This window comes from Rubinisphaera margarita, assembly GCF_022267515.1.
GTDB lineage: Bacteria > Planctomycetota > Planctomycetia > Planctomycetales > Planctomycetaceae > Rubinisphaera > Rubinisphaera margarita.
In genome coordinates, this window is the sequence record NZ_JAKFGB010000015.1 from 204460 (window position 1) to 228060 (window position 23601).

At 60.1% G+C, this 23601-nt stretch carries 19 protein-coding genes; 11 read left to right on the plus strand and 8 right to left on the minus strand.

What is annotated here, in order from left to right; genetic code table 11:
- Positions 1 to 46 precede the first annotated feature (46 nt).
- Positions 47 to 598: a dihydrofolate reductase family protein gene (locus tag L1A08_RS17145; RefSeq protein ID WP_238757744.1), complete on the plus strand. Its 552-nt coding sequence runs from the start codon at positions 47 to 49 to the stop codon at positions 596 to 598.
- A 1-nt stretch (position 599) separates the two neighbouring features.
- On the opposite strand, the gene L1A08_RS17150 is transcribed toward L1A08_RS17145, so the two are convergent.
- The 3 genes from L1A08_RS17150 to L1A08_RS17160 form a co-directional block, all read right to left on the minus strand.
- On the minus strand, positions 600 to 785 hold the full coding sequence (locus L1A08_RS17150) for a DUF1328 domain-containing protein (protein WP_238757745.1): 186 nt from the start codon (positions 783 to 785) through the stop codon (positions 600 to 602).
- A 78-nt stretch (positions 786 to 863) separates the two neighbouring features.
- The gene (locus tag L1A08_RS17155) at positions 864 to 2213 is read right to left on the minus strand and encodes a DUF1501 domain-containing protein (RefSeq protein ID WP_238757746.1); all 1350 of its coding nucleotides are present in this window, start codon (positions 2211 to 2213) and stop codon (positions 864 to 866) included.
- A 41-nt stretch (positions 2214 to 2254) separates the two neighbouring features.
- Positions 2255 to 4687 carry a PSD1 and planctomycete cytochrome C domain-containing protein gene (locus tag L1A08_RS17160; RefSeq protein ID WP_238757747.1) on the minus strand — a complete coding sequence of 811 codons (2433 nt, stop codon included), beginning with the start codon at positions 4685 to 4687 and terminating at the stop codon, positions 2255 to 2257.
- Between the two features lie 173 nt (positions 4688 to 4860).
- Between L1A08_RS17160 and L1A08_RS17165 the strand changes: the two genes are divergently transcribed.
- The 5 genes from L1A08_RS17165 (at position 4861) to L1A08_RS17185 (ending at position 12785) form a co-directional block, all read left to right on the plus strand.
- The gene (locus L1A08_RS17165) at positions 4861 to 5199 is read left to right on the plus strand and encodes a tRNA-binding protein (RefSeq protein ID WP_238757748.1); all 339 of its coding nucleotides are present in this window, start codon (positions 4861 to 4863) and stop codon (positions 5197 to 5199) included.
- A 170-nt stretch (positions 5200 to 5369) separates the two neighbouring features.
- On the plus strand, positions 5370 to 8177 hold the full coding sequence (locus L1A08_RS17170; protein WP_238757827.1) for a VWA domain-containing protein: 2808 nt from the start codon (positions 5370 to 5372) through the stop codon (positions 8175 to 8177).
- 47 nt (positions 8178 to 8224) lie between these two features.
- Positions 8225 to 9697: a PQQ-binding-like beta-propeller repeat protein gene (locus L1A08_RS17175; protein ID WP_238757749.1), complete on the plus strand. Its 1473-nt coding sequence runs from the start codon at positions 8225 to 8227 to the stop codon at positions 9695 to 9697.
- Positions 9694 to 10758 (plus strand): 3'-5' exoribonuclease YhaM family protein, encoded by a 1065-nt coding sequence (locus L1A08_RS17180; RefSeq protein ID WP_238757750.1) that lies wholly within the window; start codon positions 9694 to 9696, stop codon positions 10756 to 10758. Before L1A08_RS17175 ends, L1A08_RS17180 begins: the two co-directional genes overlap by 4 nt.
- A gap of 215 nt (positions 10759 to 10973) precedes the next feature.
- A complete protein-coding gene (locus L1A08_RS17185; protein ID WP_238757751.1) occupies positions 10974 to 12785 on the plus strand; it encodes a GTPase in 1812 nt (603 codons plus the stop codon).
- Positions 12786 to 12886: 101 nt separating this feature from the next.
- Here L1A08_RS17185 and L1A08_RS17190 read toward each other — a convergent pair whose 3' ends face one another.
- The 3 genes from L1A08_RS17190 to L1A08_RS17200 all read right to left on the minus strand — a co-directional run bounded on the left by L1A08_RS17190 (position 12887) and on the right by L1A08_RS17200 (position 15349).
- A complete protein-coding gene (locus L1A08_RS17190; RefSeq protein WP_238757752.1) occupies positions 12887 to 13807 on the minus strand; it encodes a DUF6655 family protein in 921 nt (306 codons plus the stop codon).
- Between the two features lie 157 nt (positions 13808 to 13964).
- Entirely contained in the window at positions 13965 to 14309 is a 345-nt protein-coding gene (locus tag L1A08_RS17195; RefSeq protein ID WP_238757753.1) for a hypothetical protein, read from the minus strand.
- A gap of 146 nt (positions 14310 to 14455) precedes the next feature.
- Positions 14456 to 15349 carry a phosphoribosylaminoimidazolesuccinocarboxamide synthase gene (locus L1A08_RS17200; protein ID WP_238757754.1) on the minus strand — a complete coding sequence of 298 codons (894 nt, stop codon included), beginning with the start codon at positions 15347 to 15349 and terminating at the stop codon, positions 14456 to 14458.
- Between the two features lie 265 nt (positions 15350 to 15614).
- On the opposite strand from L1A08_RS17200, the gene L1A08_RS17205 reads away from it, so the two are divergent.
- Genes L1A08_RS17205 through L1A08_RS17215 form a run of 3 tightly spaced genes read left to right on the plus strand, consistent with a single transcriptional unit; the run spans position 15615 to position 19464 of the window.
- Complete coding sequence (locus L1A08_RS17205) at positions 15615 to 17096, plus strand: endo-1,4-beta-xylanase (protein WP_238757755.1); 1482 nt, start codon at positions 15615 to 15617, stop codon at positions 17094 to 17096.
- A 59-nt stretch (positions 17097 to 17155) separates the two neighbouring features.
- Positions 17156 to 18841 carry an NAD+ synthase gene (locus tag L1A08_RS17210; protein WP_238757756.1) on the plus strand — a complete coding sequence of 562 codons (1686 nt, stop codon included), beginning with the start codon at positions 17156 to 17158 and terminating at the stop codon, positions 18839 to 18841.
- On the plus strand, positions 18838 to 19464 hold the full coding sequence (locus L1A08_RS17215; RefSeq protein WP_238757757.1) for a sigma-70 family RNA polymerase sigma factor: 627 nt from the start codon (positions 18838 to 18840) through the stop codon (positions 19462 to 19464). Before L1A08_RS17210 ends, L1A08_RS17215 begins: the two co-directional genes overlap by 4 nt.
- A gap of 107 nt (positions 19465 to 19571) precedes the next feature.
- Here the strand turns inward: L1A08_RS17215 and L1A08_RS17220 are convergent, their stop codons facing one another.
- Together L1A08_RS17220 and trxA are read right to left on the minus strand one after the other, a co-directional pair.
- Positions 19572 to 21104 carry a hypothetical protein gene (locus L1A08_RS17220; RefSeq protein WP_238757758.1) on the minus strand — a complete coding sequence of 511 codons (1533 nt, stop codon included), beginning with the start codon at positions 21102 to 21104 and terminating at the stop codon, positions 19572 to 19574.
- An 86-nt stretch (positions 21105 to 21190) separates the two neighbouring features.
- Entirely contained in the window at positions 21191 to 21517 is a 327-nt protein-coding gene (gene trxA, locus L1A08_RS17225; protein WP_238757759.1) for a thioredoxin, read from the minus strand.
- A gap of 207 nt (positions 21518 to 21724) precedes the next feature.
- Here trxA and L1A08_RS17230 point away from each other — a divergent pair, with 207 nt between their 5' ends.
- Both L1A08_RS17230 and purN read left to right on the plus strand, forming a co-directional pair.
- The gene (locus tag L1A08_RS17230) at positions 21725 to 22696 is read left to right on the plus strand and encodes a hypothetical protein (RefSeq protein WP_238757760.1); all 972 of its coding nucleotides are present in this window, start codon (positions 21725 to 21727) and stop codon (positions 22694 to 22696) included.
- A 46-nt stretch (positions 22697 to 22742) separates the two neighbouring features.
- Entirely contained in the window at positions 22743 to 23402 is a 660-nt protein-coding gene (purN, locus tag L1A08_RS17235) for a phosphoribosylglycinamide formyltransferase (RefSeq protein ID WP_238757761.1), read from the plus strand.
- Positions 23403 to 23601: the final 199 nt, after the last annotated feature.

A 23601-nucleotide genomic window follows, 5' to 3' on the forward strand; every position in this document is an offset into this window, starting at 1 on the left:
GATTCTGCCCCTACGGATGCTCCAGGAAGAAAGAGGATCAGGAGAGATGAGCAAGGTTCAGTATTACACCGCGTCGAGCCTCGATGGATTCATTGCCACGAAGGAGCATTATCTTGACTGGCTGCTGCAGTTCGGGGAGGGAGCGGAGACCGATTACGAATCGTTCATTGCCGATGTCGGCGCGCTGGCGATGGGATCGCATACGTATGAATGGGTGGTGAAGCATCTGGAGGAATCGGGAACGGCCTGGCCGTACAGTCAACCGGCGTGGATCTTCTCCACGCGGGAGCTCGATCCTGTCGCTGGTGCGGACGTTCGATTTGTTCGCGGTGATGTCGAACCGATTTTTCGTGACATGCAGGCTGCTGCGAACGGAAAGAACATCTGGATCGTCGGTGGCGGTGAACTGGCGGGCAAATTCCACGATGCCGGTCTGCTCGATGAACTCTTCGTACAGATTACGCCGGTTACCCTCGGGGCCGGTTGTCCGGTTCTGCCCCGCAATATCACAACGCCTCCGCTGCGACTGCGCGGCTCGAAACAGTTCGGAAACGTCTTCGTGGAACTCCATTACGAAGTCCCACGAAGGACGCATTGACTTAAACCGCCGTGGCGACACCCACGCCGAGAAGAATCATCGCGAACAGAATCAAGGCGATGACGAGGAAGATCGCAAACAGCACTTTGGCGATTGTTGCCGCCCCGGCTGCGATGTTCGTGAAGCCGAGTGCTCCGGCGATGACGGAAACTACGAGGGCGATGATCGCCCAGAACAGTAAATCCATGATGTCGCTCCTTGTGTGAAACCTGTTGATGCCAGTGACCAGACGAGCAACTGGCATGCCAGATTTCAAAGAACGACTCTAACTCAGGATCTCCTGGACAATGTGTCCGTGCACATCGGTGAGGCGGAAATCGCGGCCGGCGTGGCGGAAGGTGAGCTTCTCGTGGTTCATGCCGAGCTGATGCAGAATCGTGGCATGCAGGTCGTGGACCTCCACCGGCTTCTCAACCGTGTACTTGCCGATCTCGTCGGTCACGCCGTGCACGTGTCCACCGCGGAAGCCGCCGCCGGCCAGCCAGATGCTGAAACAGTCCCGGTGATGCCCCCGGCCGTTCTTGCCTTCGCGGGTCGGTGTGCGACCAAATTCGGTCGCCCAGACAACAATCGTCTCGTCCAGCATGCCCCGCTGTTTCAGGTCGGCAATGAGAGCGGCCATCGGCTGATCGACGTTGTAAGCCAGGTCGGCGTGCTCCTTCATCTCGCCGTGTGAGTCCCAGTTCGGACGGGAACCGGTGTCGATCAGTTCAATAAACCGAACGCCCCGTTCCACGAGCCGGCGGGCGACGAGACACTGCCACGCGAAATCGGCTCCCGGTCCTTTGGTCTTCCGGTCGAGCCCGTACATCGTCTGCACATGAGCCGGCTCGCTCTTCAGGTCGAACGCTTCCGGAGCCGCCTGCTGCATCTGGAAGGCGGTTTCGAAGGAACGGATGCGAGCCGCCAGAGCGGTGTCGTGACTCCGCTCGCGGAAATGCCGCTGGTTGAGCTGATCGACGAGATTGAACTCCAGCTCCTGCAGCGATCCGGTCGAACCCGGCGGCTTCAGATTGGCGATCGGGTTATCGCCCGGCAGCACCCGCGTTCCCTGATGAACGGCCGGGAGGAAGTCGCTGGCGTAGACCTGCGTGCCGCCGTACGGAAGATGCGGAGCGATGACGATGAAGCTCGGCAGATTCTGATTGAAGGAGCCGAGCCCGTAACTGATCCACGATCCCATACTTGGCCGGGCGAATGTCGGCGAGCCGGTGTGCATGCCGAGCGTCGCTTCAGAATGATCGAAGTGCGACGCCTTCATCGAACGGATGACGCAGATGTCCTGCATCATCGTCCGCAGATGCGGAAACAGATTGCTGACCTCGGTGCCGCATTCGCGGTTGCGGTCCGCCCCGAAGATGTTGCCCATCAGCTTGTCGTTGCCCGAGCCGTCGCGCCCCTTCCCGGTCGGCTTCGGGTCGAACGTATCAATGTGCGAAACGCCGCCGGTGGCATAGATGAAGATGACCGACTTCGCCTTCGCCGGAACGTGCGAACTCCGCGCGGCCAGCGGATTGTCCGCCGCGAAAAGCTCGGACAGCACCCCCGGCATCAGCAGCGAACTGCTGAACAGAGAGCGAATCACATTCCGGCGACTGAGAGCGAAATCGTTCATGGTTCTTCGGTTAATTAAGGAAAAGCGGCGTAATCCCGGGGTCAGTCGATGTACAGAAACTCGTTCAACCGAAACAGGCTGCGGGTGACGCTGGCCCACGCCAGTTGTTCGGCTTCTTTCTCCTTATCGGTCGCCTTACGGACGGCTGCAAGGTGGTCCTCAAGCAGGCTCAACTCCTGTGGGGTCGGTGTCCGGCAGAGGATGGTTTCAAAGGCGGTGAGGAGTCGTTCGCGGTCCGTGCCCTTGCTGGCCGCGAGTTGCTTTCCGTATTCACTGGCCTGCTGGTGCAGGAACTCGTCGTTGACGAAGTAGAGTGCCTGCAGAGCCGTGACCGACTGATCGCGGTCGCTGGTGCAGACGTTGGGATCGGCTCCGTCGAAGGTCTGGAAGTACGGCTGCACCGTGAGCCGTTTAGTCATCAGATAGACGCTGCGGCGGTTGCTGTCGTAGGAATCCTTGAACGGGTGATGCTGCGTGTAGGTCCATTTCTTCATCTCGGGAAATGGATGCGGCTCCTCGGGCATGCCCGCTTCGAGTTTGCCCGAGATGAGCAGCAGCGTGTCGCGAATTGATTCCGCATCGAGCCGCTGCCGGTTGAACTTCCAGTAGAAGTGGTTGCCCGGATCGGACGCCAGATTCTGCGGGACATCGGAACTGGCGAGCTGATACGTTCGCGAGTTCATGATGAGTCGATGCAGATGTTTAATCGACCAGCCGGACCGGATGAACTCGGCGGCCAGCCAGTCGAGCAGTTCCGGATGCGTCGGTTCCTCGCCACGAAGCCCGAAGTCACTGGCCGACGGCACAAGACCGGTGCCGAAGTGCCGCTGCCAGATTCGGTTCACGATCACACGAGCGGTCAGCGGATTTTCCGGGGAGGTGATCCACTCAGCGAGTTGAAGTCGTCCACTGCTGCTGGCGGCGATGTCATTCGGCAGTTTGTGGCCGCCGAGGACATCGGGGAACTTTCGCGGCACCTCTGCTCCCGGGCGATCCGGTTCCCCTTTGATCTGCACACGGGCGTTGACCGGAATCGCATCCTGCACTGCGTAAGCGGTCGGCATGTCGGGAAGTGACTTGAGGTGTTTGGCGAGCGCCTCGCCGGCTCGACGGGCTTTGATCAGCATTCGGTCGAGTTCGCCCGACATCTTTCGCTGTTCGGCAACACTGGCGGTCGGGGCTTTCGCCGCGTTGTCCTGAGCTTTCTGCTCACACTCGGCGAGGATCTTTTCGAGCTCGGCTTTGAGTTTGTCGGTCTGTTCCTGATGAGGCTTCATGACCTCGGCGACTTTTTCATCGGACAGCAGCGGGACGAGGTCCATTTGCGTCTTAAAGAGTTCAATGCCGGGAAACGGATACCGTGTGCTGGCGAGGATGCCATAGATTCCGTAGTAGTCGCGGGTGCTGATCGGATCGAACTTGTGGTCGTGACAGCGGGCACAGGAGATTGTCAGGCCGAGCATCGTGCGGCCGATGTTGTCGATCGTGTCTTCGATGGTGAGATGCCACGGGTAGCGTTCGACCAGCGAGCCAAAGCGGCGGGACATCGCCAGATAGCCGGTCGCGATCGTCTGCCGGTTCCGTTGTTCGAGCGTATCAGCCGGCAGCAGGTCGCCGGCGATCTGTTCGGTCAGAAAGCGATTGTAAGGCAGTTCCTGATTGAAGGATTCGATGATGTAGTTGCGATACAGATACGCCTGGGGAATCGGAAAGTCGGAGTTGTCGCCGGCGGTGTCGGCATAGCGAACCCAGTCCATCCAGTGCCGCCCCCAGCGCTCGCCGTAAGTCGGCCGGCTGAGCAGGTCGTCCACCAGAGTGGCAAACGCCTTTTCCGTTCCCTCCTTCTCGGCAGCCGCGACGAAGCGTTTGACTTCGTCGGGAGATGGCGGCAGTCCGGTCAGATCATAACTGGCGCGACGAATCAGAACTTCGGGGCTCGCCAGCTCGGTCGGAGCCAGTCCGTTTTCGGCTCGGGCTTTCTGCAGAAAGCGGTCGATCTCGTGCTGGGACCAGTTCGGGTCGGCGACTTCCGGCGGCTGTGAATTCGCGAGCGGCTGGAACGACCAGTGGTCGGTTTCTACAACGGTCGAAGTCGAAGGTGACGAACTTTGCGGCCAGTTTGCTCCGGCGTCGATCCAGCGGGAGAGCAGGGCGATCTCGGCTTCGGAGAGCCGGTCCCCTTCGGGCGGCATCTGCTCCTCTTCGTGAGTCGAACGGACCCGGCGGATCAGCTCGCTTTCTGCCGATTTGCCGGGGATAATCGCCTTGCGGCCCGAGTCGGCTTCCGAGAAAACCGTGGTCCGGTCCTCGAAGCTGAGGCTGCCGTTCCGTTCCTCGCCGCCGTGGCATGCGGAACAGTGCTGTTCCAGAAGCGGCTGGATGTCGCGGGAAAAGTCAACCGTCTCCGCTGCGTGACTGAGAATCGGCGCAGCAGCTGAGCAGAAGACAACAATAAGGTGAACGACGCGACGCAAGAAAGTGCGCTCCAGCTGAAACCAGAGATCAATCTACCCGTGATCGATCAACGTTGCAATATCCGCTGATCCGAAATCCAGGGCGGCGAAGACCGGTGAACCGAACCCGCCGGCGGGCTGTCGACCGACGTAACGACTCCACGAATCCCAGAACATGAAAGGCGAGACGAACGATGCAGGAAATCAGCTGGGCCGATTTTGAGAAGGTCGAACTGAGAGTCGGCACCATCATCGAGGTGAAGGAGTTCCCCGAAGCCCGGAAGCCGGCTTATCAGGTGCGGGTCGATTTCGGCGGAGAGATCGGCATCCGCCAGTCGAGTGCTCAGATTACGGCGTTGTATCAGCCCGACGAGCTGGTCGGTCGGCAGATCGTGGGAGTCGTCAACTTCCCGCCCAAGCAGATCGGCCCGTTTCGTTCCGAGTTCCTGATCACCGGTTTCTACCGCGAAGACGGAGCGGTTGTGCTCGCCGTGCCGGATCAGCAGGTGCCCAACGGGGCGAAGCTTAGTTGAGTCTGTGGCGGCGACTTCGCGATCGCGAATCGACTTCCCGAATAAGGTTCGGCTGGAACGGGATTCCCGATCTCCGGGTTGTCTCAACTGGTATTTCGCACATCGCTCTGCGTAGAATGGCGGGATGTCCTTTCTGATTCGCAGATCCTTCGCGGCAAGTGTTCTTCGTGATGATTGAGCTTTATTATCCGGAACTGCTGCTGATCGGGATTCCACTCGCGTTCGTGTTCTGGAAGTTCGCCCGGATGGGGCGGGCGACAGCGTGGATTCGCGGCGTGATGGTGCTCCTGCTCGTCCTGGCGGTCGCCGGGCCGCTTTATAATCTCGGCGGCGAGGGGGTCGATGTCATCGTTGTGGCCGACCGGTCGCGATCGATGTCGGAAGACTCGCAGCGGAACCTCGAAGAGCTGATCAACAATCTCGATCGCAACCGCGGTCGGGGGGATCGGGTCGGGCTCGTCACATTCGGCTCCTCGGCTCAAATGGAGCGGCTCCCTTCCGAGACGGCTCTCTTCTCGGAATACTCGCGGACGGTCAATATCGATGGCAGCGATCTGCATGCCGCGATTCAGACAGCGGTCAACATCAGCGACAACAAACGGCCGACGCGGATTCTGCTGCTCTCCGATGGCGAAGCGAACGGGCTCGATCCGAACTCGGCGGCCCGGCAGGCGCGGGAGGCGGGCGTGCCGGTCGATTACCGATTGTTCGATCGACTGCGGGTTGGCGATGTCGCTGTAGAATCGCTCAGTCTCCCGGAACAGGTCTCGCCCCGCGAACCGTTTCAGTTTTCGGTTTATGTGCAGGCCGATCGGATGACCGAGGGAAAGCTGGTCATCCGTCGCGATGGGGAGATCATCGCCAGCAGCGATCGCGAATTTTCACTGGGGCGGAACCGCATTCTGTTTCGCGATCTGGTCGATCGCCCGGGCTTCTCGCGGTATGAAGCCGAGCTGGTGATTCCGAATGATCCCGTGGCTGAGAACAATCGCGGCGAAGGCGGACTGCGGGTCGATGCCGGGCCGCGACTGCTCGTGCTGAATGCCGATGGGCAGGCCGGGAATCTCGTGCAGGCATTGCGGGCCGGGCGGATTGATGTCGATGTCGCCGCGGTCGGCTCGTTCGAACTCTCTCAGGATGCGCTCGATGGCTATCGGGCGGTGATCGTCGAGAACGTTCCGGCTGGTCTGTTCGGGCGGCAGAACATGGAACTGCTGGCTCAGTACGTCGAAGATCTTGGTGGCGGGTTGATGCTGACCGGCGGTCAGCGGAGCTTCGGCGTCGGCGGTTACTTCAACAGTCCGCTCGATGAGATTCTGCCCGTCTCGATGGAGATGCGGGAAGAGCATCGGAAGAATCGACTCGCCCTCGCGATTGCTCTCGATCGTTCCGGCTCGATGACCGCTCCCGTGGCGGGCGGCAAGACGAAGATGGACCTCGCCAACTTGGGCACGGCGGAGTGTATTCGGCTGCTCTCTCCCGGGGACAGCGTTGCCGTGATCGCCGTCGACAGTTCGCCGCACGATATTGTGAACCTCACCCCGGTTACGAATCCGGAGGCTCTCGCCAGTCAGGTGCTCGGCATTCAGAGTATGGGAGGCGGGATCTTCGTCTACGAGGCTCTCGTCGCCGCCGGCGATGAACTGGTGAAAGCGGACCAGTCGACCAAGCACATCATTCTCTTTTCCGATGCCAACGACAGCGAGGAACCGGGCGACTTCCGGAATCTGCTGAAGAGCTACGAAGCTGCCGGGATTACCGTGAGCGTGATCGGCCTCGGCAAACCGACCGATGTCGATTCCAAATTGCTTGAAGAAATTGCCACGCTGGGCAGCGGCAACATCATGTTTACCGAAGACGCCGCCGAATTGCCGCGGCTGTTCACGGAAGACACGATGAGCGTCGCCCGCAGCAGTTTCGTGGAAGCCGATTCTGAAACGCAGCCGCAGGGCATTCCGGGACAACAGCTGACCGACTCCCGGCTCATCGGCGACTGGGGCAGCTCGGCGTTTCCGAATGTGGAAGGTTACAACCTGAGTTACCTCAAGCCGGATGCCACGATGGGCGTGGTGTCGGGGGACGAGTATCAGGCTCCCTTTTCCGCGTTCTGGTATCGCGGCATCGGGCGTGTCGCGGCGATTACGCTGGAAGTCGATGGCAAGTTCTCGGGTGGACTCGGCAACTGGGAAGGCTACAACGATTTCCTCATCACGCATGCACGCTGGCTGCTGGGGACCGAATCGCCGGATGATGTCTATCTCAACATTGAACGGGATGGACAGGATGCGATCGCCACGGTGGAGCTCGATCCGAATCGCCCGAACCGGGGCGGCAACGAAGTCCCCGAGTTGATTGTCGTGCCGCCGGGCGAAGAGCGGACCGAGATTCTTTCGCCGGAGTTCACCTGGATCGGCCCCGATACCCTGCAGGCCCGTTTCCGCATGGAAACGATGGGGACGTATCGAACGTTGATCAAAGCGAGTGACCGCGAGTTTCAGCGGGGGCCGGCCCTGTCGCTTCCCTATTCGCCGGAGTTCGCTCCTCGCGTCGGGTTGCCGGAAGGGCGGGAAGTGCTGGCCGAAATCGCCCGGCTGACGGGTGGTGAACAGCGAACGGAAATCCTGAGCGTCTTCGCCGATCCGCCGCGCAGTCCGAAGAAGGTCTCGCTGGTGCCGCATCTGCTGGTGGCAACGCTGATCCTGCTGCTCATGGAAATCGCCGGCCGCCGACTGTCGCTCTGGGGCGATCTGTTCGTGCGGAAGTCGGCGACGAAGAAGGATGTCGAGAGTCCGCAAACGGCTGCCAGTCCGCGAACAAAACTGTTCCGCCCGTCGAAGCCGAAAGCCGAGAAGAAGTCGGCTCCCGCTCCCGCGAAGCCAGCCGCCCGGCCGAAAGAAGAATCCGCCCCGCCGACGCAGCCCCCCAAGGTCGATGTCTTCGCCGCCGCCAAGAATCGCGCCCAGCGACGCAATCAGTAGAGGCTGCTGCCCGCCCCGTGTTTCCCCAGGAAGATGGAACTGTCTTGATGAATCTCTCAATCCCCCGCCTCACGCTCCTGCTGATTCTTTCAGTGCAGGGGCTTTCCTGCTCGGCTGCCGAACCGAAAGCAGCCGCCGCCCCGAATAACGAGCCTCGAGCGGGCGAAGACTGGCCGGTGTTTCTCGGCAATTCCGGGATCGGCATCTCGAGTGAGACCGGTCTGCTGAAAGACTGGCCGGCGGGAGGTCCACCGCAGTTGTGGGAGGTTGAGATCGGCACCGGTTACAGTGCTCCCTCGGTTCGAGGCAATTTCGTCGTCTGTCATCATCGCCTCCGCGATCAGGAAATCGTGCAGTGCTTCGATGTGCAGACGGCAAAGTCTCTGTGGACGTACGAATCGCCGTCGAACTTCTCCGATCCGTACGGCTACAACAACGGCCCCCGCTGCTCGCCTCTGCTCACGGAAGAACGCTGTTACACCTTCGGCGCGGAAGGCCGGCTGCTTTGTCTGAATCTGGCCGATGGCAAGCTGATCTGGGAACGAGAAACGCATAAGGACTTCAACGTTCCCGATGCCTTCTTCGGTGTCGGAGCCACGCCGATTCTGGAAGGGGATACGCTGATTGTTCTTGTCGGCGGCCAGCCAAACGCCGGCGTCGTGGCGTTCGACGCGAACAACGGAAAGACCCTCTGGCAGAACACGGGCCGCGATACCTGGGCGGGCTCGCCCACAGGCTGGCGGGGGGAAGAAACCTACGAATGGACCGGCGAGGAAATGGTCGTCAGTTACTCCTCTCCGATCGCGGCGACGATTCACGGCAAGCGGCATGTCTTCTGTCTGCTGCGTCACGGACTGGTTTCGCTCGATCCGAAAACCGGGAAGGAGAACTTTCACTACTGGTTCCGCTCGCGCGATCATGAATCGGTCAACGCGGCTCGTCCGGTCGTCATCGGAAATCGCGTGCTCATCACAGCCGCGTATCGCACGGGAGCCGCTCTGCTGGAGGTCAACCCGGATGGAACGAGCTTCACCGAAGTCTGGCGGGACAGCGAGAACATGCTGGCTCACTGGTCGACACCGATTCCGGTCGGCGACTATATCTATGGTTTCAGCGGACGTCACGAAAATGGTTCGACGTTACGCTGTCTGAAGATCGACACCGGCGAGGTCGTCTGGGAAACGATCGGCTGGGAAGGGCCGGTGACTCAGTTCACGCCGGCGTCCAGCAGCAGTGTGCGGAACACGGAAACGAATGAGATCGAACCGTGGCCCTATTATGGACGCGGTTCGATGATTCTCGTCGAAGATCAATTCATCGTCCTCGGCGAACGGGGCACGGTTGCTCTGATCGATGCGAGTCCAAAGGGCTTCCGCGAGATCAGTCGCTTCAAGCCGGACTCGATGAACTACCCCTGCTGGGCCGCCCCGGTGTTGAGTCGCGGCCGGATGTTTCTCCGCAGTGAGAACAGTCTGTTGTGTTACGATCTGAAAGCCCCTGCAAAGAAGGACCAGCCGTGAATCGTTCGCTGTTTGGTGGAGGAGCGGAGGAGAGCGAAACCGCCGAAGCTCTGGTTAAGCTCTCGGATATTGCCGCCGGTAAGAAGGGCGAGTGCTTCGCTCTGTTATGCGATCGGCAGCGAGCCGAGACTCGTGATGGCAAGCCGTACTATCGCTGTCAGTTCCGTGATCTGAAGCGGACGGCGACCGCGATGATCTGGAGTGACTCAAGCTGGTTTGAAGTCTGCGATGAGTCGTGGGCTCCCGGCCAGTTCTTCCGTCTGCGGGTTCGCTACACCGAAAACCAGTACGGCCCGCAGATTGAGATTGAACGCATTCGCGAAGTGAACGACGACGACAAAGCCGACGGCTTCAACCCGGCCGATTATCTGCCGCAGTCCCGCTTCGACACCGACCGGATGATGCAGGAACTGCGCGGGATCGTGGAGCAGGAGATCAGCGATGCTCCACTGCAGCGCCTCGTGCTGGCCATTCTCGACGACCACGACGCCGACATCCGCGAATACCCGGCTGCCTCACGGAATCATCACGCGTACCGCTCCGGTTTTCTGGAGCATGTCCTTTCGGTGACGAAGACCGCGGTTTATCTCGGTCACAAGTATCGCGAGTACTACAGCGAGATGTCGCCGCCGCTGTCGATTGAACTGATCGTCGCCGGAGCGATTCTCCACGACATCGGCAAGCTGATCGAACTCTCGGCTGAGCCGCACGGAGCGGACTACACGGCTCCCGGTCGACTCATCGGTCACATTCTTCTCGGTCGCGATATGGTCCGCGATTACGCGAAGTCGACTCCCGATTTGAATCCGGACACGCTGCTGCGACTCGAGCACATCATCGTCTCGCATCAGAACCTGCCGGAATGGGGCTCGCCCGTCTCGCCGCACACACCCGAAGCCCTGCTCGTGCATTACGCCGATGACATCGACGCAAAGTTCCAGATGATGGCCTTCGCCCTCGGCGAGAAACTTCCTGAAGACGCCGAGTTCACGTCGCGACAGAATCCCCTCCGCCGGGCGATCTTCCGGGGGTTGAACGCGAATCATGAGGAGCACTCGTAGGGCAGGCTGTCGTGTGGCTTTCGGTTCCGGTGTTCATGGCGTTCGACATCGATGACAGGCATGCCCACGCGAGCGTGGGCATGGCACCCGCGGTTGGGGGAGTCGCTGCTTTCTTCTGCTGGAGGCCAGGCGATCGGGGCCGGATCTTTCCTCCGCTCGGGAATCGCGATACAGTCGAAGAGACGCGATTCCTATCGACACGAAATAGAAGACCCATGCGACAAGCCGAGCTGACACAACTGGAGATGATTTCGCATATCGATCGGCTGATCGACCGGTGTGACGAATGGCCGGGGGAGTCCTCGGCGTGGGAGCCGGCTCAGCGGGCGCGGCATTTTCTGCAGAGTGTCCTGCCCCGGGTTCGCACGGTTCGCGAGCGGTTGCAGTTGCCGCTGGTGGTGGCGATGTTCGGCGGCACCGGGACCGGGAAAAGTTCGCTGGTCAACGCGCTGCTGGGGCAGGAAGTGGTTACGGCGGGACGTCAGCGGCCGACGACCACCCGGCCGCAGATTCTGGTGCATCCCGACATCAATTTCGATCTGCTCCAGCTGCCGACCGATGACTGTGATATCCATCGTACGAATGCTCCGCTGCTTGAGGATCTGGTCATTGTCGACTGTCCCGATCCGGATACCTCCGAGAATGAAGACGCGACCAGCAACCTGGAACGTCTTCGGCGGTTCCTGCCGCATTCAGATGTGCTGATCTACACATCGACTCAGCAGAAGTATCGGTCGGCGAATGTGCAGGATGAACTTCGGGAAGCGGCTTCGGGCTGCAAGCTGGTTTTTGTGCAGACGCATGCCGACCGCGATGTCGATATCCGCGACGACTGGAAGAAGCATCTCACCGGGGCTTATGAGATTCCCGATTTGTTCTTTGTCGATTCGGTGAAAGGGCTGCAGGAACAGCTCAACGGGCAGCCGGTGAGCGGCGAGCTCGGGCGACTGCAGAACTTTCTGCTGCATCAGCTCACGTCGTCGAATCGCGGTCGCATCCGCCGCGACAACGTGCTCGATCTGCTGTATGCGACGCTCTCCCGGGCGACCGCGTTGCTGCACGAATATCAGCCGACGCTGCAGAAGCTGGAAGCCGAACTGGTCAGGAACTCGCGGGGGATTCAGGAGCAGATGTCGCGGCAACTGCAGGAAGATCTGCTGGGAGCCCGCCAGTTGTGGGAACGGCGGCTTGTCGATGCCGTGGTCCGTCGCTGGGGGAGCAGTCCCTTTTCGTGGCTGCTGCGACTCAACCACAGTCTGGGCACGCTGCTCGGGTCGTTCGGTCTGATGCGGGCCCGCACGACGGCTCACATCGCGCTGCTCGGGTTGACGCAGGGGACCCGGATGTGGAAGCAGCATCAGCAGGAGCAGGACTTCTCGTCGATGGTCTCCGATCTCAACGATCTTGCGGTGAGCGAAACCGAGATCGAAGAAAAGCGACTCGTGTTGAACGGATTCGCCCGGCAGGCCGGTTTTGAAACCCGCAAGCTGCAGAGGGATGTCAGTGAACCGAACCGCCCGGTCGGCAGTGCGTTCCAGGCCGAGTTCCTGAACGACGCTCAAGCCGAGGTCGATGAAGCGGTGGAACGTCTCGGAAAGAAGAACTCGAAGTCGCATGTGAAGCTGATGTACGACCTGCTGTTTCTGGTCTACCCCGGCTTCCTGCTCTGGCGCATCGGAAAGAACTTCTTCTGGGATTCGTTTCTCTTTGAGGAGCCGATTCTGGCGGCTGATTTTTACATCCCCGCCGGCGTGTTTCTGCTGCTCTGGTGCGGCCTGTTCATCATGTTCTTTACCCGGCGCTTACGCCGAGGGCTGAAGCAGGAAGTGCGGAATCTCGTTACGCGGCTGATCGACCGGCGGCTGCATCACGACATGTTCCCGGTCCTGCAGCGGGAATGTCAGCAGGCTCAGGCCCATACGATCGAGCTGGCCGAGCTGGAAGAAGAATGCAGTGCACTGCGAGCCGAGCAGCCTCAAACGATGTCGCTGGGAGCCCCGCGGCCAGCCGAGGTGGAAGCCCGATAGCATTCCCGGCCTGATTCTCGTGCTCCCCTGGAGGGGAAGAGTCTGGGTGAGAGGGAACGCGGCTGACTCGCTCCCTGGGGAAATCGGGGGCAGTTGCTCAACTACTTCTTCGGCTTTGCGACTTCTTTGGGAGCCGAGTCGTCGGTGGCTTTCAGCTGAGAGGCCTGTTCGACCAGGTTGTTAATCTGGTTCGTCTGTTCTTCGTGGTTGGCCCATTCGAGTGTTCCGTTCTGTGACTCGATCGCGCGGAGCTTGCGTTCGTCTTCGAGCTTCTGGGCCAGCGGGAACATGTGCGAATTGCGATAGTTGATCGGGGGCGCCACCGCCGGGGTTTCCTTAGACTTGCCGGTCACCCAGTCGTAGACCGGTCGCTTGATTCGCACGCCGGCAAACATCGGCCCTTCGTAGATTGTTCCGGTTTGAACCGGGCCAATCCCGAGCAGCCATGAGGATCGCGAGCGGCTGCGGTTCGATTTGACGCCGGCCTGCCAGACCGGTTCCTTGGTCTGGCGATCGTAAGCAAAGACGCCGATCTTCGCGGCTCCGAGCTGATGTTCTTTTTTGGCGAACGAAATCTCGGGAATCGCGGGCATCGGCGGGGCGGTCGGCACGACGGCCGAGGCGGAACTGAGTGCGTTTGTTGCCGGAATCCCGTAACTGACTTCGTGATGGTCGTTGCCGAGCGCTCCGACGCGGGCTTCGACCACGTAATCGGCGGTGTCGGCTTTGTCCTGAAGGCGACAGTGGGCGGCGATCATCTGCTGCCGGAGCGAACTGATGATGTAGTTCGAATTGACGAAGCCGACCCCTTTGATGTCCTGGATATAGCGGTCGTCGAAGTAAACCTTCTGGTAGGCCAGGGGGGTGAAATCGATTTCCGCGACAACGCGGTCCACGGCGTTGGAGGTCAGCAGCTGTTCGGTTCCGCTCTGCTGCACACTCTTTCCACAACCGGTCAGCGCGAGGCAGAGACCGAGCAGTGCCAGCGAACGGAGTCGGATTGCGGGGAAGCGACGGATCATGGGCAGCACAGATGATGGACAGGGACAGGAATCTCGAGATTGAGGCGGGAGTATAGCGACACTAGCCGTTTCTCCCAAAACTCTTGAGGAAAGCCCGAAAACCAGCCTCATTTTTGTAAGAAATGCACGAGGACGAGGCCCGCCGACCCTGTGAGAGCTACTTCCCTTTGATCTCGCGAATCTGTTCCACCGTCGGCGGTTTTCGCGGACCTGTTTGCGGAATGTTGTGCCGCCGCTGGAGTTTGAACTGCACTTTCTTCTTTGGCTTCTGCCAGGTGAGGGCGTACAGTTCGGCCATCACGTCGTGTGTTCGCTGGCGAAGGTAGCCGAGCGCCACAGCGAGCAGTAGAAAACCGCCGGCGAGGACGAGCAGGGGAATCGTTAAATCATCCGAGAAGGGGACGGCAATCAACAGGCATGTGAAGAGTCCCCCGATCATCACCAGCGTCGTTGCCAGCAGCGGTGACCTTGACCGGTTGACTCGAAACGTCCGTTTACCCATGCCGCTGACTTTTCCTTGAACCCACATGCCCGCGACTGCCGCGAAGTCGCTCATTCAGAATATGCCGGCCTGCGAAGACGATCCAGAGGTCGAAGGGGATTGAATGAGTGAAGGGCGTACGCCATCCCTCTTGAACCGCTCGGGTTCTAGTCGAATTTACGGCCTGTCAGGCGTTCATAGGCTTCGACGTACTTGCTGCGAGTATTGGCGACCACGTCGTCCGGGAGTTCCGGCGGTGGGGAATTGCGGTCCCAGTCGGTTTGAAGCAGCCAGTTGCGGACGTACTGCTTGTCGAACGACACTTGAGTCCGTCCGGGCTCGTAGTCGTCGGCTGGCCAGTAGCGGGAACTGTCGGGGGTGAGCACTTCGTCGATGAGAATGATCGACTCCGGTGCCGGCTGGCCCCCTTCGAAGCCGAACTCGAACTTCGTATCGGCCAGAATCAGTCCTTTACCGAGGGCGTAATCGGCGGCTTTGGAATAGATCTCGTGACTGAGGTCCCGGATCGCTTCGGCTACGCCTGCACCGATCTGATCGCGGACGGCTTCGTAAGCAATCGGCATATCATGCCCTTCCACGGCTTTGGTGGACGGGGTGAAAATCGGCTCGGGGAGGCGGTTGCTTTCGACCAGACCCTCTGGAAGTTTCACACCGCTGACGGGCAGATTCTTCTGATAATCGACCCAGCCGGAACCGGCCAGATAGCCGCGAACGACGCATTCAATCGGAATCACCTGGGTTTTCTTGACGACCATGCTCCGCCCGAGCAGCGGTTGGACATCGGTTCCGTCGGGGAGCGGCAGGTCGCGAGGATCCGACGAGAGCAGATGATGAGGCACGCCGAGCAGATCGAACCAGAACAGGCTGAGCTGCGTCAGGATTTTTCCTTTTTCTGGCACGCCGGTCGGCAGGATCCAGTCGAAGGCACTGATCCGGTCGGTTGCCACGATCAGCAGGCGTTCCCCAAAATCGTACACATCCCGGACCTTTCCCTGGTGTTTCGGGACGCCCGGAATCTCGGTTTCAAGCACGCAAGTCATCAGTCAGCCTCGGGTCGGTTGGGGAATACGCTGGTTTCTGTGCACACGGCTGCTCATCGTATCGCTCTGCCGGCTTCTTGAACAAGGATCTTATCACGACTACACTTGGGGCGTTCGAGGTTGGCGAGCGAAAACCCGACGGCCGACAGTGTGCGACGGGACTGAGCAGCGACTGCGGGTTCCTGACGATGGTTTCCCCGCGAACGTACCCTCGTGAATAAAACTCAGGCGTTCAGCTTCGATTGTAGTACGAGGAATCCGGTTCATGGGTTTGATGCGGTTCGATCTCGGTTCGGCCGACCTGTTGCCGTATCGCTCCCGATTCGAGCAGGCGTTTCTGTCGAGCTACGACGGAACCGTGTTTCCCACGCGGGTGGAAGTGCACGGCACCGTTCTACACTGCATCCGTCAGAAGTCCGATTCCGGCAAGCTGAACATCTCCTGGCCGATCTCCGGCTTCGGCATGCCGATTTTGCGAACCTGCTCTCTGATCGAACGCGAAGCCCCGTATGTCCTGGCCGTGGAACTGGCCCGGGGGCAGCTCTGCGAACTCAAGGATCAGGCCGCTTCCTGGGAACATGCCGGGATGCTGGTGCCCGAGCAGTACGAAACCCTGTATCGCGATGCCTACCGGGATTTCGTCCTGGCGACGTTCGAGCAGCACGATCCCGACAATGCGACCCGCATCGCCAATGTCGCGCTGGCCAAAATTTGCCATGCCGAGAATGTGCTGGGAAAAGCCTACGTGGCTCAGCGGCTGCAGGTCCGTCGGCAGCGGTTCGCCCATCCGCCGGCCTTGCTCGGCTGCGATCTGGGCGAAGTTCCCGTGGAGAAACTTCCCGACGATTTCGCCGAACGCTTTGGCGCAGCGATGATCTCGCTCGACTGGCGATCGGTCGAATCCGAAGAAGGAACCTACAACTGGGATCTGTTTGATGAGCAGGTCGAGTGGGGACAGAAGAATAAACTGATGCTCGTCGGAGGTCCGCTCCTCGATTTTCAGGAGAACGGACTTCCCAACTGGGTCGCCAACTGGAAGCACGATATTCTCAACCTGCAGAGCTTCCTCAGCGATTATGTCGAAACCGTGGTGACGCGATACACCGGAAAAATCCGCACGTGGGAAGTGACCGCAAGAGTCAACACCGGTGGACTGTTTGGTTACACCGAAGACAATCTCCTGGCTCTGACGGGACGCATGATCGATGTCGCCCGGCAGGTCGATGGCGACTCTCGCGTCTTTATCCGAATCGACCGTCCCTGGGGCGATTATCAGGCCCGGGGCAAGCATCGGCTCACCCCCTGGCATGTGGTCGATGCCCTGTTGCGATCAGGAATGGGGTTGGCGGGAATCAATCTTGAGTTGGCGATCGGCTACGAACCCGGCCGCAACGATGCCCGACGTCTGCTGCGTTTTTCCCGGCTCATCGACAGCTGGGGAAGCTTCGGCGTCCCGTTGCATGTGACTGTGGCATGCCCGTCGCGAGCGGACAAGGATCCGCAGGCAGGACTTGAAATCAAGGTCGATGATCTGCAGGATGGAAAGCCCTGGTCGCAGGAGCATCAGGCGGAGTGGTTCAGTGATTTCGTGTCGCTGCTGATGGCCAAGCAACCGGTCGTCGGGATCTTCTGGCCACACCTCAACGATGCCTACCCCCATCGCTTTCCTCATGCCGGACTGTTCAACGCCGATGGGGAACCCAAAATCGCCTGGGATCGCCTGAAAGAGCATCGGCGTCCCGAGTAACCAGCACCCGGCCGCGTACTCAATCTGCTTCCTGACTCTAATCTGAACGTCCAAGTCTGATGCGAATTGCCATCGCCCAGCTGAATCCAACCGTCGGCGATCTTCAGGGAAACTGCGCCAAAATCCTTGAGGCTGCCCGCCAGGCCGCCGAACAGCAGGCCGAACTGATGGTCTGTGCCGAACTCGTGGTCTGTGGTTATCCCCCGAAGGATCTGCTGCTGCGATCCGGTTTCGTGGCCGCCTGCGATGAAGCGGTTGAATATCTGGCGAAGCAGTTGCCCCGCGATCTCGCCGTGCTTGTCGGGCACCCGACACACCGCGACCAGCCGGGTGGCCGTTGTGCCAATGCCGCCAGTCTGCTCCATGAGTGTGAGATCCAGAAAACGATCGCCAAGACGCTGCTGCCAAATTACGACGTCTTCGACGAGCGCCGCTACTTCCGGCCAGCCGAAGATGTCGAGCATGTGGAGTTCAAGGGGCGCAAGCTGGGCGTTCATATTTGTGAGGACGCCTGGTACGGCCAGCCGGAAACGTTCTATCACGAGCGGCAACTGTGCGAGTTCGATCCGGTCCAGCGGCTGATGGACCGGGGCGCGGAACTGCTGATCAACCTTTCGGCCAGTCCGTTCGAAGTCGGAAAGCAGGGGCGGCGACATCAGCTGATGCAGGATCACTGCCGGCGTGGTGGCGTCCCGGCTGTTTTCGTGAATCAGATCGGCGGCAACGATGATCTGGTCTTCGACGGCGGCAGCTTTGTGCTCAACGCGAGTGCAGAGGTCGTTCATCAGTCAAAATCGTTCGTGGAGCTTGTCGAGACCGTCGACCTCGAATCGCTGACGGAGTCGCTCGGCGATACGACTCTTCCTCGAACCGAGCAGTTGTTTCATGCTCTGGTCCTCGGGCTGCAGGACTACGCTCGGAAGTCCGGGTTCAAGGAATGTGTGCTCGGGCTGTCCGGCGGAATTGATTCCGCTGTTGCCAGTTTGCTGGCCGCCGAAGCGTTCGGACCGCAGCACGTGCATACGCTGATGATGCCGTCTCGCTACAGCAGCGGACACAGCGTCGATGACTCGGAAGCACTGGCTCGCAACCTTGGAATCGAAGCGATCAAGGTGCCGATCGATGAGGTTCACAAAGCCTACGAAAGAACGGTCTGCGTGCAGGACGATCTGGCGAAAGACCCGGGCGGACTGCCCGATCAAAACCTTCAGGCCCGTATCCGCGGCGCCATGGTCATGATCCGCAGCAATGCTCGTGGCTGGCTGCCGCTGGCGACTGGAAACAAGAGCGAACTCGCGGTCGGCTACTGCACCCTGTATGGAGACATGGCGGGCGGGTTCGCTGTGTTGAGCGATGTGCTCAAACGCGATGTCTATGCACTGGCCCGATTCGCCAACGAACGAGCCGGTCGGGAATTGATTCCCGATCACATCATCACCAAGGCCCCGAGTGCGGAACTCGCACCCAATCAGTTCGATCAGGACTCTTTGCCTCCCTACGACATTCTCGATGGCATTCTTGAACTGCTTGTCGAGAAGGAATTGTCGCTGCACGATGTGTCTCGGCATTACCCCGAAGACGTGGTGAAATGGGTGCTCCGCAAGCTCGATCAGAATGAGTTCAAGCGTCGCCAGATGCCCCCGGGAATCAAGCTGACTCGCCGCGCCTTTGGCAGCGGGCGTCGCATGCCGATGGCCGCGCGGTACACATCTCCTCCCGGAGCAGACTCCGGAGACGCTCGATGACCGAAGACCAGGAACCCCATTGGCTGCCCGACCTTCGGAATGGGAGTGAAGCGGCGCTGTCTCAGTGCTTCGCGGAGTACCGTCCGCGACTGGAACGGATCGTTTCGTTCCGCCTTTCGCCGCAACTGTCGACGCGGCTCGATATCGACGATGTGCTGCAGGACGCCTATCTCGCCGCGGCTCAGCGGATCGAACACTGCGATACGACCTCGGCTCAGTCCGTCTTCGTCTGGCTGCGCCTCGTGGTGCAGCAGACCCTGATTGATTTGCATCGCAAGCACGTTCAGGCCGCGGGCCGCGATATTCAACGCGAGGTGCGCGCTGACCGGACCGATCCCGGAACTTCCGGATGTATCGCCGGGCATCTGATCTCGCAGGTCAGTTCGCCGAGCATGTCTCTGAAGCGGGACGAGATGAACGCCCGGCTGATGCAGGCCCTCGAGCAGATGGAAGCGACCGATCGCGAAGTGCTTGCGTTGCGACACTTCGAGGATCTTTCGAACAACGAAGTGGCCCAGACCCTCGACATCTCCGTCAAAGCAGCCAGCATCCGCTATATCCGCGCCCTGAAGAAACTCAAGGGCATTATGGATTCCCTCACCGACCTCGGCCTCCAGCCGTAAGTGCGAAACGAAGGCAACCGAGCCCCAACTCGAAGCGTGAACGAGAGACTCGCGACAGACCACTTTCCTTCACACTTCAGGTTGAGAACCAAACCCGCGAGCGAGCGTTACGCGGCCAGGTTGCGATCGTCTTCGAAGGCTTCCGGCGCGGGAGTGGACTGCTGCAGGTCTTCGATCTGTTCCAGCAGGTCGCGGATGACGCGTTCGGTTTCGCGGCGTTCGCTGCTGCGTTTCCTCTGGGCGGCTTCCCATTCGCGGCGAGCCGACTGGACACGGGTCCGTTCCTGATCGGCCAGCGTGCGATGGTGTTCCCACTTGATGAGGCTCTCGTGGATCCACTTTCGTGTCGACGCCTCAAGGGAACGCGTTTCCTGATAACGGCTGCGGAGCTCGGTGAAATCGTTTTGCAGAGCTTCCGAGGCGGCTTCCAGCGTCTGTCGAGCCGAGTCGAACTCTTCACTCAACTGTTCACGGATGGACTCGAGCCGCGCTTCATCGAAGGCATCGTCCTGCTCGGCGGCGATCTCGCTGCGAAGGGCTTCGGTCTGAAGTCGCAGTAAAAGCGTGTCGCGGTGCGTGTCTTCGATTTCGAGTCGGACCTTCTGCAGACGTTCCTGCTGATGAAGCACGAACTCCTGTTGCCGGTTGACCAGAGACTGCTGTTCGTCGAGTCGCTGTTCCAACTGACTGCGATACACCAGCCACTCGGCTCCTTCTCGTTCCAGTTCGTTCCTCTGCGCTTCGAGGGCGGCCGACTCTTCGTCCAGTTGTTCGCGAACGGCTCGCTCTTCGCGGAACAGGCTGTCGGCCCGTTCGTCCAGCAACTGCCGGGCACGACCGAGCTGCTGCCGCAACCGGCGGTTCTGTTCGGAGAAAGTCTGTAGCGACTGCTGAGTCTGTTGAGCTTCGAGCTGTGCCTGATGCCTCCGCTGCTCGAACTGATTCCGCAGTCGTTCGAGGTGATCTTCCTGCAGACGTAGCCGACGGGTCGCCTGGTTCTGCTGCTGGCTGATTTCTTCGAGCTGAACGCGGCAGAACTCTTCGAACTCTTCCCGCTTCGTGGCGAGCAGTTGATCGGCTTCGTTCTGAACGCGGGAGATCTCTTCGAGCCGCGAAGTGCGAAGATGCTCCAGCTCCGCTTCGGTTTCGCGGACGTGCTCTTCGTAGCTGCGTTTTTCGCGATCCAGAGCGGCTCGTTCGTTGTCGACCGATTCGCGGTCCTGCTCGACGAGCCGACTTTCCGCCGACACGTTCTGCTCACGATCCGAGACCGCTTCTTCCCGCTCGGTGACTTCGGTTTCCCGCTGAGCGAGGTCGAGTTTGGTTTGCTCAACCCATTTGGAAAATCTCGTCTGACGCTCGGTCAGTTCGTCCGACTTTTCGTTGAGTTGTGATTCCTGGTGCTCCAGCTCGGCCAGGCGCAGACGCAGCTGGTCGAAAATGCGGCCCGCATCGGCGAGAAGCGGATCAGCGGGGCGGCCTCCGGCGGGCAGCGCAGGGCTGGCGGCGGGACGAATGGAGGAATGCTCCGACGACCGCGCAGCGGCAGAGGCGGTCGATTCGCTGGATTCCTGGCCGGGAACAGACGACGCCGACCCCGGGAGGGATCGGCGCGCGTTTGATTCAGACTCGTGGCTCACGTGGGACTCCCTTCCCTGCGTGTATCACTTCACAGCGTCAGACGCTGCTCATATCGGTCGTATCGGCGACGTTCGCCGCGAGCCGATTATAGATGCTTTTCCAGAGTTGCTGCAAGTTGCTCTTTGGGCACCACGCCGGTCAGTCGTTCGACCAGTTCGCCTTCCTTGAAGATCATCAGGGTCGGGATGGCGCTGATGCCGTGCTCGGAAGCGATGTTCGGGTTGTCATCCGTGTTCAACTTGCCGATCCGGGCCTTGCCCTTGTACTGATCGGCCAGCTCTTCGATGGTCGGGGTCAGCATTTTGCAGGGGCCGCACCACGGGGCCCAGAAATCGACGAGAACGGTCTGATCGCCCTGCAATACTTCCGTTTGGAAATTGTCGTCGGTAAACTCGATCACATTGCCGGCCATAACTCTGGTCCAATCCTTTATTAAATTTGTGTCTCTCTCGGTCCTGTCAGAACCGGATTTACGGACTTGCTTATTCAGACCGATCGCTCTGAAAAAAGACGTCACGGCCGATGATCAATGCCGTATTATAGGTCTGACCAGTCAGGTGTCAACGTTCTCCCGGACGCTCCGACTGACCGGGCTTTCACCCCGACAGGATCCCATTTCATGCGAGAAATCAGGCAGCGAAGGCGAATTGCAGATTCTGCACGACATGCAGCACTCCCGCTCGTCCCCCCGTGTCTGGCCGTGATTCTCGGTTTGTGCCTGTCGACACTTCCCGGAGTCGCCCTGTTCGCGCAATCTCCGTTCGACTCGCCACCTCCGTCGGCTTCCCCATTCGAGACACCGGCTGGGCAAGATGAGCCGCCTGCGGGAATTCCACAGTCCGGCGTTTCTGTCAACGACATCAGCCCCTGGCTTCGCGATGTTCCCATCAAAACGAGCCGGGCCGGATTCCTTCCCGAAGAAAACGAACTCTACTACCGCGTCCTCGCTTATGCCCGCACTGCCGATCCCCAGGCCCTCCGCGAGGCGGCTCAGGAATTCCTGAAGCAGCGGTGGGAGCAGTCGAAGTACAAGCACCTGCCGGTCGAGAAGTTCCCCGTTTATGTCGACATGTATCTCGACCCCCAGGCTTACCAGGGGCGGCCGGTTATCATGACAGGCCACATCCAGCGGGCGGTCGTCAGTGACGCCGGCAAGAACGATTTCGCGATTGATCAACTCTGTGAAACCTGGCTCTTCACCGACGATTCACAGGCCAATCCCACCGTGGTGCTCTCGACCGAGCTGCCTGAAGGGTTCCCGGTCGGCGAACAAGCGGTCGATCATGTCACGGTCACCGGTTATATCTATCGCATGTATACGTATGAAGCCCGCGATACCGGCCGGTTCGCTCCGGTGCTGATGGCCAATCGCATCGACTGGACCTCTCCCGCTGCGGCAAAGCCCGACTACTCCTGGATCACCATCCTGCTGATTGGCGTTGGCCTGGCGATCTTCAGTTTGTTCATCGCTCTCACGCTGCATCAGCAATGGTTGCTGGACCGCGAATCGAAGCGGACTCCTTTTGAAGAGTTGAACGCCACGCCGCCGGAGTCGTTCGGCTCAGACACCAAAGGCTCCGCCAAACGCTGATCCATTCCGCACCCTCTCTCCTCTGACTGCTCTGCAAGACTGTTTCATGACCGAGACTTACCCCCCTTCGCAGCCGCTCGGACGGCCGGTTCGACTGGCCGTCCTCATCTCCGGCGGCGGCACCACGCTCGACAACTTCATGACGCGGATCGGAAACGGTTCCCTCGCCGCAGATGTCTCACTGGTGATCGCCTCGCGTCCCGACTGTGGCGGCGTCGGCAAAGCCGAGAAGCACGGCCTGCCGCTCGAAGTCTGCGCCCGGAAAGAGTTTCCCGATACCGCCAGCTTCAGCGAACGGATCTTCGGCCTGTGCCGCGAGCATCAGGTCGATCTCGTCATCCTCGGCGGCTTCCTCAGCCTGCTCCGCATTCCGGACGACTATCTCAATCGTGTGATGAATATTCATCCCTCGTTGATTCCCGCCTTCTGCGGCAAGGGCTTCCACGGCTCGCACGTGCACGAAGCGGCCTGGCAGCGGGGCGTGAAAATCGCCGGCTGCACGGTCCACTTCGCCGACAACGAATACGACCACGGCCCAATCATCGTTCAACGAGTGACATCGATCGCCTACAACGACACACCGACCGAGATCGCCGCCAAGGTCTTCCGAGAAGAATGCGAAGCCTACCCGGAAGCGATCGAACTGTTCGCCCAGGGCCGCCTCCGCGTCGAAAACCACCGCGTCGAGATCGTGGAACCGCTGTAGGGCACGCTCCCGCCTGCCGGGCGTTCCATTGTGATCTGATCGAGCAATAGAGCCGGCCTGAACTGCCGAAGGGGTGGCCCCGAAAGATTCTTTCGGGGCGGCGCAGCCGTCGGAGAAGGGGGATTTGACGTCTAATTGAGAGGTGGTGCAGTCATCTGAAGTACGATGGGAAGGCTGTCAGTCCTGGCACACGGCAGGT

What these genes read in the sequence shown, in the direction of transcription:
- L1A08_RS17145 (WP_238757744.1), top strand. Translation starts at nt 47, where the DNA reads ATGAGCAAGGTTCAGTATTACACCGCGTCGAGCCTCGATGGATTCATT.
- trxA (WP_238757759.1), bottom strand. Translation starts at nt 21,517, where the DNA reads ATGGCCGGCAATGTGATCGAGTTTACCGACGACAATTTCCAAACGGAA.
- L1A08_RS17190 (WP_238757752.1), bottom strand. Translation starts at nt 13,807, where the DNA reads ATGATCCGTCGCTTCCCCGCAATCCGACTCCGTTCGCTGGCACTGCTC.
- L1A08_RS17205 (WP_238757755.1), top strand. Translation starts at nt 15,615, where the DNA reads ATGGGTTTGATGCGGTTCGATCTCGGTTCGGCCGACCTGTTGCCGTAT.
- L1A08_RS17185 (WP_238757751.1), top strand. Translation starts at nt 10,974, where the DNA reads ATGCGACAAGCCGAGCTGACACAACTGGAGATGATTTCGCATATCGAT.
- L1A08_RS17215 (WP_238757757.1), top strand. Translation starts at nt 18,838, where the DNA reads ATGACCGAAGACCAGGAACCCCATTGGCTGCCCGACCTTCGGAATGGG.
- L1A08_RS17165 (WP_238757748.1), top strand. Translation starts at nt 4,861, where the DNA reads ATGCAGGAAATCAGCTGGGCCGATTTTGAGAAGGTCGAACTGAGAGTC.
- L1A08_RS17155 (WP_238757746.1), bottom strand. Translation starts at nt 2,213, where the DNA reads ATGAACGATTTCGCTCTCAGTCGCCGGAATGTGATTCGCTCTCTGTTC.
- L1A08_RS17175 (WP_238757749.1), top strand. Translation starts at nt 8,225, where the DNA reads ATGAATCTCTCAATCCCCCGCCTCACGCTCCTGCTGATTCTTTCAGTG.
- L1A08_RS17230 (WP_238757760.1), top strand. Translation starts at nt 21,725, where the DNA reads ATGCGAGAAATCAGGCAGCGAAGGCGAATTGCAGATTCTGCACGACAT.
- L1A08_RS17150 (WP_238757745.1), bottom strand. Translation starts at nt 785, where the DNA reads ATGGATTTACTGTTCTGGGCGATCATCGCCCTCGTAGTTTCCGTCATC.
- L1A08_RS17170 (WP_238757827.1), top strand. Translation starts at nt 5,370, where the DNA reads ATGATTGAGCTTTATTATCCGGAACTGCTGCTGATCGGGATTCCACTC.
- L1A08_RS17200 (WP_238757754.1), bottom strand. Translation starts at nt 15,349, where the DNA reads ATGACTTGCGTGCTTGAAACCGAGATTCCGGGCGTCCCGAAACACCAG.
- L1A08_RS17210 (WP_238757756.1), top strand. Translation starts at nt 17,156, where the DNA reads ATGCGAATTGCCATCGCCCAGCTGAATCCAACCGTCGGCGATCTTCAG.
- L1A08_RS17195 (WP_238757753.1), bottom strand. Translation starts at nt 14,309, where the DNA reads ATGGGTAAACGGACGTTTCGAGTCAACCGGTCAAGGTCACCGCTGCTG.
- purN (WP_238757761.1), top strand. Translation starts at nt 22,743, where the DNA reads ATGACCGAGACTTACCCCCCTTCGCAGCCGCTCGGACGGCCGGTTCGA.